9 protein-coding genes are annotated in these 13162 nt (G+C 69.5%); 6 read left to right on the forward strand and 3 right to left on the reverse strand.

The window, feature by feature from the left end; translation table 11 throughout:
• Positions 1–44: 44 nt before the first annotated feature.
• Together LQF10_RS06365 and LQF10_RS06370 are read right to left on the reverse strand one after the other, a co-directional pair.
• A complete protein-coding gene (locus tag LQF10_RS06365; RefSeq protein WP_231066642.1) occupies positions 45–1319 on the reverse strand; it encodes a cellulase-like family protein in 1275 nt (424 codons plus the stop codon).
• Entirely contained in the window at positions 1316–4705 is a 3390-nt protein-coding gene (locus LQF10_RS06370) for a DUF5107 domain-containing protein (protein WP_231066643.1), read from the reverse strand. Before LQF10_RS06370 ends, LQF10_RS06365 begins: the two co-directional genes overlap by 4 nt.
• Positions 4706–4740: 35 nt before the next feature.
• Here LQF10_RS06370 and LQF10_RS06375 point away from each other — a divergent pair, with 35 nt between their 5' ends.
• Positions 4741–5694, forward strand: a complete 954-nt coding sequence (locus tag LQF10_RS06375; protein WP_231066644.1) for an AraC family transcriptional regulator — start codon at positions 4741–4743, stop codon at positions 5692–5694.
• Positions 5695–5785: 91 nt separating this feature from the next.
• On the opposite strand, the gene LQF10_RS19465 is transcribed toward LQF10_RS06375, so the two are convergent.
• Positions 5786–6721, reverse strand: coding sequence for a DinB family protein (locus LQF10_RS19465; RefSeq protein ID WP_354002635.1), 936 nt, complete (start codon positions 6719–6721; stop codon positions 5786–5788).
• Positions 6722–6903: 182 nt separating this feature from the next.
• Between LQF10_RS19465 and LQF10_RS06385 the strand changes: the two genes are divergently transcribed.
• From LQF10_RS06385 to LQF10_RS06405, 5 genes are read left to right on the forward strand one after another with little or no spacing between them, the layout of a single operon-like run.
• Positions 6904–9171, forward strand: coding sequence for a beta-galactosidase (locus LQF10_RS06385; protein ID WP_435531445.1), 2268 nt, complete (start codon positions 6904–6906; stop codon positions 9169–9171).
• Between the two features lie 51 nt (positions 9172–9222).
• The gene (gene gatC, locus LQF10_RS06390) at positions 9223–9522 is read left to right on the forward strand and encodes an Asp-tRNA(Asn)/Glu-tRNA(Gln) amidotransferase subunit GatC (protein ID WP_231066646.1); all 300 of its coding nucleotides are present in this window, start codon (positions 9223–9225) and stop codon (positions 9520–9522) included.
• Between the two features lie 11 nt (positions 9523–9533).
• Complete coding sequence (gene gatA / locus LQF10_RS06395; protein WP_231066647.1) at positions 9534–11072, forward strand: Asp-tRNA(Asn)/Glu-tRNA(Gln) amidotransferase subunit GatA; 1539 nt, start codon at positions 9534–9536, stop codon at positions 11070–11072.
• Positions 11069–12559, forward strand: a complete 1491-nt coding sequence (gene gatB / locus LQF10_RS06400; RefSeq protein ID WP_231066648.1) for an Asp-tRNA(Asn)/Glu-tRNA(Gln) amidotransferase subunit GatB — start codon at positions 11069–11071, stop codon at positions 12557–12559. Before gatA ends, gatB begins: the two co-directional genes overlap by 4 nt.
• Positions 12560–12579: 20 nt before the next feature.
• Entirely contained in the window at positions 12580–13161 is a 582-nt protein-coding gene (locus LQF10_RS06405) for a GNAT family N-acetyltransferase (protein ID WP_231066649.1), read from the forward strand.
• Position 13162: the final 1 nt, after the last annotated feature.

Raw genomic sequence — 13162 nt, forward strand, 5'->3', positions numbered from 1 at the left:
CTGGGCTGTGCGCCGTGCCGGCGCGTGGGGGGTGGTGGGGTGGATCAGGCTCGGGTGAAGATCGCGTTTGCCTCCTGTTGCAGGCCGACATCGGCCCACATCGCGTGCTGAGGCGCGGCATTGGAGCACACGATTGAGCCCCACGCGCCGACGCGGGCGGACTCGGCCATGGCCCGGCGGCAGATCTGTGCGCCGACCGGTCCCTCCTCGAACCGGCTGTCCTTGGGTGTGTAGCCGACCCAGCCTTCGCCGAGCACGAGCGGGATCTGGCGGGCGGCCGCCTGATCGGCGGCGGTCTCCAGCCACAGCGTGAGACGGGAGTCCATCGCGAGCCGGTGCTCGCCGTAGTGGTCGTAGAGCCAGCGATCGAACGCTTGCGGGTCGCACCAGTCGTGGGTGTAGATCTCCGGCTTGCTCACGATCATGGCGTGCATCCGCCAGGCCTCGCCCGCCGTCCACTCGGTCACGTCCGGGGCCCCCGGGCGCAGCAGGTCCCGGCGGGCGGCCTCCTGCGCATAGTCCTCGAGGGGCCCCCGCAGGCCGTACGCCTCGATCAGGGCGTCCAGCACCCCGTAGGTGTAGGGGTGCACCACGAGCACGTCCGCATTGCGGGGAATCCCGCGCATGGCACCCACCGGAACGCCCGCATAGTTCACCGTGACCGGCACATGCGGCTGCAGCGTGTGGAACACGTCCAGGCCGCGCTCGAGGCGGTCGTGCAGGGCCAGCACCATGTCATCACGCTCGCCGCTGAGGCCTTCGGTCAGATGACCGACTTGGACCTCGTTGTGCAGCTCCACGAAGGCGATCCGGTCCGCCAGATCGTGCTCGGTGAGGAAGTCCACCAGGGCGGACTCTGCCCGGGCCAGCTCCACGGCCCGCTCCTCGGGTTCGACCGCATGCAGGGCCTCGTACCACTGAGGTGTGGCAGCGAATGCCGGGCTCTGCTGGTATTCCCAGGAGGAGACGATCACGAAGCAGTCATGACGCTTCGCCGCCCGGAACAGCTCCAGCAGGTGCTCACGGGCGTCGATGGTTGTCTCGGCGGCCACGTCGTACCAGCGCACCCGCTGGGCGTACTCGCCACCCATCGATCCGAGGTGCAGCGCCGAGGTATCGAGTCCGGAACCGAACAACAGATACGGCATCGCGCAGATGCGGATGGTGTTGTACCCGCGCTCGACGGCCTCGGCGAATGCCTGGTCGAGATCCTCGAACGGCTCACCCGGTCCAGTGCGGACGAACCAGGAGAAGTCCCAGAGAGTCAGTGTCAACCGGTCAGGCAGATGGTCCGGGATCGGTACGGGGGAGTAGGTCATTCTCGCTCCTCGATCGTGGCGAGCAGGTCGTGGGCCTCGGGATGGTCGGGCACGGTGGTCAGGATCTCGGTCAACAGCGCTCGCGCCGCCGGCATATCGCCGTCCAGCAGGTCCAGCTGGGCGCGCAGGAACTGCACGCGCACGTCGCGCTGTTCGCTCAGGTCAGGCGGGAAGAGCAGCATCTCCGGCAGCGAGGTGGCGAAGTAGTCGATACCGGGCGTGGAGGCGGCCAACTCGTCGGTGAACGCCCGGAGGTCCGCGGCGAGGGCACGGGCTTCGTCAGCGCGGCCGAGGCGCCGCAGGGCGAGCACGCTGTGGTAGGTCGCCTCGCTGTGGCGGCTGGCGCTCATCGTGCGGAAGTCACCCACCTGAGCGGCGGCGATCGACCAGGCCCGTTCGGCGTCCTCGGTTCTGCCCGCGGCAGCCGCCACGTCACCCGTGAGCAGTTGCAGCCCAGCGGTCGTGGCGAGCGGGTGCCGATCCTCCCCGAGCGTGGCCGGCGGCGTGAGGGCCCCGGCCACCGACTGCGCCGCCTCGTCGAGCCTGCCCGCGGTCAGGGCGGTGCGGGCGAGAGCGGTGCAGGTGCGTTCCCACACCCGCAGCACCTCACCCTCGCCGCCTTCCCACGGCTGGAACTGCCGCCCGCTGAGGATCCGGTGCGCTGCGACCGCATCCCCGGAGCAGACAAGCAGGTGCGCCAGTTCGGCGGCGAGATCGTCGCGCTCGGCCACCGCCTGCGGGGCGTCGCTGATGGCCCGCAACCGCGCGGCCACCGGCATGGCGCGTCGCCGGTCCAGCTGGTCGCTCTCCCGCAGGATCCGTGGGTGACCTGGAGCGAGGGCGAGTGCTCGGTCGTAGGCGGCTCGGGCGCCGTCCAGATCATCCGCCTCTGTCACCAGTGCGAGCCCGATGTTGCGGTGCACGACGGCGTCCCCCGCCTCCCGGGCTCCGGTCTCCCACGCCGTCAGGGCCTCCTGCTGACGTCCGGAGGCGTACAGCCAGTGGCCGAGCAGTACCTGGGCCACCGCGTCCTGGTGACGCTGGACGGCCCGCGTGAGCATGACGGCGTCCTCGAGTCGTCCCGGGAAGCACCAGGTGCGATCGGCCCCGGCAGCGTCCTGACGGGCGCGCTGGGCGGCGACCTCGTCGCCGGACCGCTCCAGCAGATCGGCACGGTGCAGGTGCGCCAGGGCGGTGACCGAGGGTTGCCCCAGGGCGCGTCCGCGATCACGGTCGACGGCCGTCTCCATCACCCGGAGCGCCTCGTCGAGGCAGCCGACGCTCGCGTATTCGCTCGCGATGTCCAGGCAGGTGAGGGCGTCGGTGTGCAGTTCCTGGCCGGCAAGGTCCCGCGACCACCAGTGAAGCGGGTCGAGGCCGGCCAGCGCAGCCAGTTCGGCCGCGGCATCCCCGGTACGCCCGGTGCGGCGCAGCAGCAGTGCCCGCAGCGTGCGCGCCTGCAGGTGTTCCGGCTCCACGCGCAGCACATCGTCCAGCCGGTGCAGCGCGGTCGTATCCCGCCGGGCGGTGGCGTCGAGCCGCGCCATCTCGTATCCGGCCGGTGCCCGCCACAGCCGGTTCCAGGAGGCGCGAGCGAACAGGCCGTACGCCTCTTGCGGGCGCTCGCCGAGGGCGAGCACCAGGCCCAGGTGATACAGCGCCGTCACATCGCTGGGGGTGGGGTGGTAGGCAGTGAGTCTGCCGACGGCGGTGCGCAGGTGTGTCTCCGCCTCACCGAGGCGCCCCTGCCGCAGGCGCGCGATCCCGACGGCGGTGCTCACCCCCGCGTGGCCCGGCTCCCGCCGTAGCGCTTCCGCCCAGTACGGCTCGGGGGAGCGGCTGGCGTGGCGGTACTGCTGCAGGTGACCGGCGATATCGAGCAGCTCTTCGACGGTGTCCACCTGCGCCGGGGGCGCAGGTTCCGTCGCTGCCAGCACCTCGACACTCTCACCCTGCTCACCCTGCTCACCCTGGCGAGCCTGCGCCGTCGGTTGACTCACCAGCACCTGCTCGCCATGGCGCACGCGTACGGTCAGCGGTGCTGCGCCGTCGGCGGCGACCTCCCACTGCACCGGCGTGGCCGGATCGAGATCGGCGACCCGGTCGGCGATCACCGTGCCGTCAGGGTCCAGCACCTCCAGCAACGCCCCCGGCCGAGTCGAGGTGGAGATCACGCCGATGGCGAGCGTGCCGCCGGCCAGCCGGACCCGCAGCGCCGCCTCCTCCGTGGCCTCGGTGACGGGCCCGATATCCCGCAGCGGATACCAGACCTGGGAGAACACCTTCGTCTCACCGGGGGCGAGGAAGGCGAAATCGGGCTGGTTGTCGGTGAACACTCCAGCCATGAGTTCGACATAGGCGGAGTCGTCATCGGCGAGGTTGCGGTTCCATGCGCGGCCGAAGCGCGACTCGCCCCACGTCCACTGCTTCTTCCCGACGGCGATGCGCCGGTCGGCCACGTGCACGAAACCCAGGCTGGTGGCGTGGTCGTAGCCTCCGAAGAAATCGTGATCAGAGTGGGTGACCATGTAGGAGGTGGGCACGGGGATGTTGTCCGGCCAGTCGATGCGGTCCCCGGACACGAGGGCGCCGTCGGCCGCGGTGAAAGTGTGGTGTGCCCGGCTCGGATAGTCGATGTCGTAGTAGGGCCGATCCGCGGCGGGGAAGGCGGTGATGGCGCGCTTGGCGTGATCGGCCACGATGTGAACGTCGCTGGGGAAGAAGGACTGGAAGTCCCGGTGGGTACGTGCGGCCACGTTCGCCCACCACAGGAAGGTCTGCGTCAGCGGCGTGCGGTTGTACAGGCGCACCCGCAGCTCGATGGTGGAACGGTCCGGGCGGAGGCGGACCCCGTGCATCCCCTTCATCCGGTCAAAGGGGTCGTGGTCGGAGCACCAGACGGTGACCGAACCGTCGTCTTCGTGGGTGATGTGGGTGTCGGTGGGCAGGTAGGTGGCGGGTCGGTGGTGCTGGGGCCAGTTGAGTTCGATGCCGCCGGCGATCCAGGGCCCGGCCAGGCCGACGAGTGCGGGTTTGATCACCGGATTGTTGTAGAAGATCTCGGCGCCCGAGTGGCGGTCGATCGCCAGGTGGATCCGGCCGCCCAGCTCGGGCAGGATCACCAGCCGGATCCACGCGTTCTCCAGGTGGATCGCGTCCCACTGGTGCGTTGTGGGTTCGGATTCGATCCGGTCGTGGAAGGGCAGCGGGTACACCCGCCCCGAGGAGCCCTGATAGACGCGGCCATCGAGATAGGCGGGCAGGTCCGAGGGCGGCGCCGGGTGGTAGGTACGCAGCGGCAGCGGTTCGCGCCAGACAGCGACGGGTGCATCGGCCTGGTCGCCGGGCCGGGCCGGGAGGGTGAGCGTCGGCTCCTCTGTGAGCATGCCTCGACGCTAGGCGCCGGTGAGGCGCATCAGGAATGTCTGATCGTGCGAACTTCCTGGACGATTCGATGATCCGAGCGCTGACCGTGGGGCAGACTGGACCGATGGTGACGTACACGAGGGACGGTTTCCCCGGGCAGCGCATGCGTGTGCTGCCGCGCCCGCTGGTGACCCGCGCAACTCAGTCCGGTCTGACGTCCCGGCTGCTCGTGACCGACGCCGGCTACTTCCCGCACGCCGCCAACCATGGCCGCTCCCGGCCACAAGGAGCCCGGGAGGCGGTGGTGCTGGTGTGCACCGATGGCCGAGGCTGGTGTGACGTGGACGGGGAGACGGTGCCGGTGCGGGTGGGCCAAGCGCTGGTCCTGCCGCCGGGAACGGGGCACCTCTACCGCGCGGATGCCGGCGATCCCTGGACGTTGTGGTGGCTTCATGCCACGGGCTCGGATCTCCCGGACCTGCTCGCGCCGATGTCGGGCAGTTCGCGACGAGTGGTCGACCTGCACGATCCCGCGCGCGTGGTTCATCTGATGGAGCAGGTGGTCCAGGCGCTCGAAAGGGACGAGACCGCTCCTTCCCTGATGGCAGCGGCGGGTGCGGCGTGGTACGTGTTCGCCCAGCTGGGTGCTGACCGGCTCGCGGGACCGCGGGATGAGGCGGGGCCGGTCCAACGGGCCCGTGAGTACCTCCTGGAACACCTGGAGGAGCCGGTCCGGGTGCCCGATGTCGCTGCGCACGTGGGACTGAGCACCTCCCACCTGGCGGCCCTGTTCCGGCAGGCGACCGGTGGCGGCGTCCTCGACTACCTCACCCGCACCCGGATGGCCCGCGCCCGGGTGATGCTGGTCACCACGTCCCGGACAGTCGCTGAGATCGCCCGGTCGGTGGGCTACACCGACGAGTTCTACTTCTCCCGCCAGTTCCGGGCCGTCAGCGGCACCAGCCCGTCCCAGTTCCGCAAGGCGTCGCGAGCCGAGCATGTGCAATGACGCAACTGACCGTCAAGGCTCGGCCACGCCGGGCTCTGCCTCAGCGTGCGGTCGCCGTGGAAGGAACGTCGCCGCGGAGCAGGCTCTGCCTTCAGAGCAGGCGCGCGGCCAGGTAGGCCAACCACGCGAGTAGGGCCGCATAGGCCATCACGGTGGTGACCTTCTGCTTCGCGTCGAGTGCCCAGCACAGCGCCGCAGCGCAGATCAGCGACCAACATCCGGGCACGCTCCATCGCACGATGTCTGCCTGGAGTCCGCTGCTGTCGGTTTGTGGAGGAACGATGAACACATACGCTGCGGCCAGCGCGAGTGCCACCACTGCCAGCGCGATCCCCAGAACCCGGCGGTGCCGATGGGCGAAGGTCTGCAAGGGAGGCGGCTCCACCGGCTCCGGTTCGCCCGCCCGTGAGCTGCCCGAACCCGGACCTGGCCGGCCGTCGGTCACGTCCCACGCGTGGTGGATCAGGTCGTGCAGCAGGTACTGCATCAGGGAGGTGACGGTGAACACCGATCCGTTGCTGCGCCGTCCGGGGCGATCGGCTGCCTCCGGGGGTACTGCCTCGATCGCGGCCGCCAGCGCCGCACCGCGGTCGGCGATCTGCTCGGCCACCTGTGCCGGATCCTCCTGCAGGTACTGACCTGCCGCGGCAGCCGCGTCCGAGTCCCAGTCTTCGAAGACCGGGTCATCCTCGTCCAGCAGGAGGGTGAGCCGCTCATCGAAGACGCCCAGGACGTCGCGCACATGGGCGGCGTACTCCAGGGTGGACCACGTCTGTGGTGCCGGACGTTCGGCCACCTCAGTGCGTTGCAGCACCACCGGCCAGACCTCCAGCTGGGTGCGCAGAGCGCCCGGGATCTGCGTCAGGTCGAGTACACCCACCTCGGCACCGCAATCCGGGCAGCGGCGATCCACCACCCAGGTCCAGTCCTTGGTGTCCGGGGTGATCTCGGGTAACGGCGATTCGGCTGACACAGCACTACCGTAGCCGTGCCGGATGTCCGCATGGTCGGTCGCGGATTTGTCCATGGATTGCGTGGAATCACCTATCGCGTGCGCTAGCGAGCTCCCTCTACTCTCACCTGATGCGCACCGGCAGCAACGCCTCATCCCTGCCCAACACCCCGCGGGTACACGCTGCTGCCGGGCCTGAACCGCGGCGCGGCGAGCTGCCGTTCGGCGACCCTGCGGGGGCGCCGGACCGGATCGAGGTGACCAGTCGATGGCTCGAGCGAGCCGGTCGGCCGTGGCTGCCCATCACGGGGGAGATCCATTACCACCGGTTGCCGCGGGAACGGTGGTCGGAAGTGCTGGGCAAGGCTCGTGCCGGGGGGCTCGACACTGTCGCCACCTACGTGATGTGGCAGGTGCACGAACCACAGCCAGGAGAATTCTGCTGGGACGGCGATCGTGACCTGCGCGCCTTCATCCAGCTGGCCGCAACTCACGAGCTCGATGTCCTCGTCCGGATGGGCCCCTGGTCGCACGGGGAGGCTCGCTACGGCGGCTTCCCGGACTGGCTCGTGGCCCTCGGCCTTCCGATGCGGACCAACGACCCGGCCTATCTCGACCTGGTGCGCACGCTCTACAGCGAGACCATCGCCCAGCTTGCCGGACTGACCCACGGTGATCGCGGCCCCGTCGTGGCCGTCCAGATCGAGAACGAGCTGTACGACCAACCGCACCATCTCGCGACGCTGCGCACGATCGCCGAAGAGCTCGGCTTGCACGTCCCGATATGGACCGCAACGGGCTGGGGCGGTGCGCAGGTCCCGCAGACGCTGCTCCCGGTCTACAGCGCGTATGCGGACGGATTCTGGGAGGACTCGGCCACCGAGTGGCCGGAGTTTGCGGCGTCTCATTTCCGCTACAGCCAGGTGCGTGACGACCTGAGTGTGGGCAAGGATCTGCGCGAGACGCTCGACGGGATCGTCCTCGAGCCAGGCGCTGTTCCACTCAGGGACGATGCCGCACTTCCGTTCGCCACCTGCGAGCTCGGTGGTGGAATGCACGTGGCATACCACCGGCGACCACTCGTGCGGCCTGATGATGTGGCCGCGCTCGCGCTCGCAAAGATCGGCAGCGGATCGACCTGGCAGGGCTACTACATGTACGCCGGCGGAACGCAGCGAAGGGGACCGAACGGCACTGAGCAGGAGTCGCACGCCACCGGCTACCCGAATGACGTGCCGACGCGCACCTACGACTTCCACGCCCCGATCGGCGAGCATGGTCAGGTTCGGGAGCACTACCACCAACTCCGGCGCCAGCACCTCTGGCTCCAGGCCGACGGCCCCGCCATCGCCACGATGCAGGCCGTCGTCGGAGGTGGCAGCGAGGATCCGGGTGAACTGCGCTGGGCGGTGCGGGCCGATGGCGAGCGCGGCTATCTCTTCCTGTCCACCTACCAGCCGGCCAGGCGCCCGCTGGCGGCGCAGGCAGGCGTGCAGCTCACCATCGACTTCGACGACGCCACCATCACGGCACCGACCCGCCCCATCGACATCCCGGCGGGGGTCAGCATGGCCTGGCCGCTGCGCTATCCGCTCACTGAGAGCCTGACCCTCCGGAGCGCGACCGCCCAGCTGGTCACCCGGATCAGCGACGACGATGGCGAGATCGTGGTGGTCAGCGCCAGCGGCGGTATCCCGGTCGAGCTTGCGTTCGACGGTGATGTGTCAGTCGCTGGGACGGGTGTGACCAGCATCGGTGGCACAGCGGCCGGCGGCACGATCGTGACCGTCGATACCCCCGGTCCTGAGGCCGTGATCGAGCTGCCCGGGGTGCGCATCCTGGTTCTCGACGAGTCGACCGCCGACCGGCTCTACCGGTTGGAGCTGGGCGGGCGAGACCGTTTGGTGCTCTCCGATGCACCGATCTACACCCGCGACCGAGAACTGGTCCTGCACACCGATTCCGCCGTCACACTCTCGTTTCTCCCGGCACCGGGCGCCCTCTCCTCAGTGGAGGCCTCCGTGTCTGGCACGGGTGACCACCTCGGCCTCTGGCGCAGGTGGCGAATCGAGCCGCAGGTGGCCGGCCGGCACCGTCTGCTCAGTGACCTCACACCTGCTGGCTGGTCGGTGCCGGAGTTGAGGCGTGGCGGCTCGATGAACCGGCTCAGCGCACCGACGGACTTCTCAGCCGCAGCCCGGGTCCGCGTCGACGTACCGGACGGACTCTTCGAGGGTGCCGACCGGGTGCTCGTGCAGGTGGCCTGGACTGGAGATATCGCCCGGGCCGTGGTCGGGGCCGATGTGGTGAGTGATCACTTCTGGCACGGTCGTGTCTGGGATATCGACGTGACTGCGCAGCGGCAGCAGATCCGCGAGCATGGCCTGGTGCTGGAGTTCCTGCCGTGGCATGCAGGGGCTGGCATCTGGGTCGACCCGGCTGTTCGCGACGTACCTGAGGGCGTCGTGATCGATGCGGTCGACCTGATCCAGGTGGCCAGAGTCGGACTCGCGCCGATGGGTTGATCCTGTTCCAGCTCGGTCAGCAGTGCACTCAGCGTCGGTAGACTCGCCGCCATGTCCACCATCAATGCAGACGAGGTCGCGCGCCTGGCCGCGCTGGCCCGGATCGACCTCACACCCGAGGAGACCGACCGCCTCGCGGGCGACCTCGACGTGATCGTCCAGGCCGTCGCGGAGGTCTCTGAGATCGCCGGCGACGACGTGCCCGCAACGAGCCACCCGATTCCGCTGACCAATGTGCTCCGAGACGATGTGGTGGGCCAGACCCTGCCGATCGAGGACATTCTCGCGCAGGCGCCGGATGCCGAGGACGGTCAGTTCGCAGTGCCGCAGATTCTGGGAGACGAGCAGTGAGCGGGGCTGGCGTGAGCGACCTGACCCGCCTGAGTGCCGCGAGTCTCGCCGACCGGCTCCGCGCCGGTGAGGTCTCCAGCGTGGAGGCCACCCAGGCGCACCTGGACCGGATCGCCGCCGTGGACGGCGACGTGCACGCCTTCCTGCACGTGAACGCCGACGAAGCCCTCGCCGCCGCCGCCGACGTGGACGCCCGACGCGCCGCGGGCGAGGACCTGCCGTACCTGGCCGGCGTGCCGATCGCCGTCAAGGACGTCGTGGTGACCAAGAACCAGGCGACCACGGCCGGCTCGAAGATCCTGGAGAACTGGATCCCGCCGTACGACGCCACGCTGGTGGAACGCCTACGGGCCACCGGCATGCCGATCCTCGGCAAGACGAACATGGACGAGTTCGCCATGGGCTCCTCCACCGAGCACTCCGCATATGGCCCCACCCGGAACCCGTGGGACCTGGACCGCATCCCCGGCGGCTCCGGCGGTGGCTCTGCCGCCGCGGTGGCCGCTTACGAGGCGCCGCTCGCGATCGGCACCGACACCGGTGGCTCCATCCGCCAGCCGGCCGCGGTCACCGGCACCGTCGGCATCAAGCCCACCTACGGATCGGTCTCCCGGTATGGGTTGATCGCGCTGGCATCGAGCCTCGACCAGGCCGGGCCCTGCTCGCGCACCGTGCTGGACTCCGCCCTGCTGCACGACGTGATCGGCGGGCACGACCCGCGCGACTCCACCTCATTGCCGGGCAAGGCGCCGTCCTACACCGCCGCGGCCCGCGAGGGCAGTGCAGGTGACCTCACCGGCCTGCGCGTGGGTGTGGTGCGTGAACTCGGTGGCGAGGGGTACCAGCCGGGAGTGCGCGCTAGCTTCGAGGCCTCCCTGGAGCAGTTGCGCGCCGCCGGCGCCGAGGTGGTGGAGGTCTCCTGCCCGAGCTTTTCGGCAGCGTTGGCCGCCTACTACCTGATCCTGCCCTCGGAGGCGTCCAGCAACCTCGCCAAGTTCGACGGGATGCGCTTCGGTCTGCGGGTGGAACCGGCCGAAGGTCCGGTCACCGCCGAGCGCGTGATGGCCGCCACGCGTGGCGCCGGGTTCGGCCCGGAGGTCAAGCGCCGCATCATTCTCGGCACCTATGCCCTCTCGGCCGGGTACTACGACGCCTACTACGGTTCCGCGCAGAAGGTGCGCACCCTCATCCAACGGGACTTCGCGGCCGCCTTCGAGGCTGCCGATGTGCTCGTCTCGCCGACCGCACCCACGACGGCGTTCCGGTTCGGGGAGAAGGTGGACGATCCGATGGCGATGTACCTCAACGACGTCGCCACCATCCCGGCGAACCTCGCCGGGATCCCCGGCATCTCCCTGCCCAGCGGGCTCTCCGACGACGGTCTGCCGGTCGGCTTCCAGATCCTCGCCCCGGCCCGTGCCGACGAGCGGCTGTACCGGGTGGGCGCCGCCCTGGAGGCACGCCTGCTCGCCGCCGACGGCGCACCCGTGCTCGCTCACGCCCCGGAGCTGACGGCCCAGCCCGCCACAACAGCAGAGGTGACCCGATGACTGCACTGGTCGACTACGACGATGCGATCGCCCGGTTCGATCCCGTGCTCGGCATCGAGGTGCACGTGGAGCTCGGCACGGCCACGAAGATGTTCGACGCCGCGCCGGCCCACTTCGGGGCCCAGCCGAACAGTGCCGTCACCCCGGTCTCGCTCGGCCTGCCGGGTGCACTGCCAGTGGTGAACGGCACGGCGGTGGAGTACGCCATCCGCATCGGCCTGGCCCTGAACTGCCAGATTGCCGAGAACTGCCGGTTCGCCCGGAAGAACTACTTCTACCCGGACGTGCCGAAGAACTTCCAGACCTCGCAGTACGACGAGCCGATCGCCTACGAGGGATACCTGGACGTCGAGCTCGAGGATGGCGAGATCGTCCGCGTGGAGATCGAGCGCGCCCATATGGAGGAGGACGCCGGCAAGAACACCCACGTGGGTGGCTCCGGGCGGATTCACGGGGCCGACCACTCCCTCGTGGATTACAACCGTGCCGGGATCCCGCTGGTGGAGATCGTCACCAAACCCATCACCGGCGTCGGCGCTCGCGCCCCCGAGGTCGCCCGGGCCTATGTCTCGGCGCTACGGGACATCTTCCGCACCCTGGGTGTATCCGAGGCGAAAATGGAGCGCGGCAACGTCCGCGCCGACGTCAACCTCTCCTTGCGCGCCACACCGGACGCCCCGCTCGGCACCCGCACCGAGACCAAGAATGTGAACTCCTTCCGCTCGATCGAGCGGGCGGTGCGGTACGAGGTCTCCCGCCAGGCGGCCGTCCTCGACGGCGGAGGTTCCGTTCTGCAGGAGACGCGTCACTTCCACGAGGACACCGGCAGTACGTCCTCGGGGCGGATCAAGTCGGATGCGGACGATTACCGGTACTTCCCGGAGCCGGATCTGGTGCCGCTGGCACCGCCGCGGGAATGGGTGGAGGAGATCAGGGCGAGCCTGCCCGAGCTGCCGGCCCTGCGCCGTCGGAGGCTGCGTGCGGAGTGGGGTTACTCCGAGGAGGAGATGCGTGACGCCGTCAACGCCGGTGCGCTCGACCTGATCGAGGCGACCGTGTCCGCCGGCGCTCCGGCTCCCGCCGCGCGGAAGTGGTGGATGGGTGAGCTGGCCCGGACCGCCAAGACGAGCGGGGTGGAACTGGCGGAACTCAGCGTGAGCCCAGAGCAGGTCGCGCAACTGCAGGCCCTGGTGGACTCCGGTCGGGTGAACGACAAGCTCGCCCGGCAGGTCCTCGAGGGGGTGCTCGCCGGAGAAGGGTCCCCGGAGGAGGTCGTCACCGCGCGCGGGCTGGAAGTCGTCTCCGATGACGGCCCGCTGCTGGAGGTCATTGATGCCACCCTTGCCGCACAGCCCGATATCGCCCAGAAAATCAAGGAGGGCAATATGGGCCCGATGGGTGTGATCATCGGGGCCGTGATGAAGGCTACCCGTGGGCAGGCGGACGCGGGCCGGGTGCGGGAACTGGTGCAGGAGCGTCTCTCCTGAGTGGGGCAGGAGGAGCCGAGATGACCGTCAGCTGGACACCACCGGTACTCGCCGGTGAGATGGTCACGCTCCGCCCGATCCGAGCCGATGATGCCACGGCGTTGTGGGAGGGCCTCAACGACCCCGAGAGCCGGCGGATGGCCGGCTTCACCAAGGAATACACCCAGGAGGCAGTCGCTCAATGGGCTGCCGAGGTGGCGCAGGTAGAGGGAAGATTCGACTGGGCCACGACGACTGACGGTGAGACGATTCTCGGCCGGATCAGCCTCAAGGCCGTGGATCTGGTGGCATCCCGGGCCGAGATCCGGGTGCTGACTCTCCCCGGGCATCGTGGGCGCGGATACGGGCGCGAGGCGATCATGCTCGTGCTCCGCTTCGCGTTCGGCCGCCCCGATGAGGGCGGACTCGGTCTGCACCGGGTAGGCCTGGAAGTGCTGAGCATCAACCCTCGCGCCGCCGCGCTCTATCAGAGCCTCGGGTTCGTCGTGGAGGGCCGGCGCCGCGAGGTGATCGGCGATGGGGACGGCGAGCGATTCGCCGACGCCATCGAGATGGGCATGCTCGACGACGAATACCCGGCAGCCCGGGACAGCTGGGCCTGAC

The organism is Ruania halotolerans (assembly GCF_021049285.1).
In the GTDB taxonomy this organism is placed as follows: domain Bacteria; phylum Actinomycetota; class Actinomycetes; order Actinomycetales; family Beutenbergiaceae; genus Ruania; species Ruania halotolerans.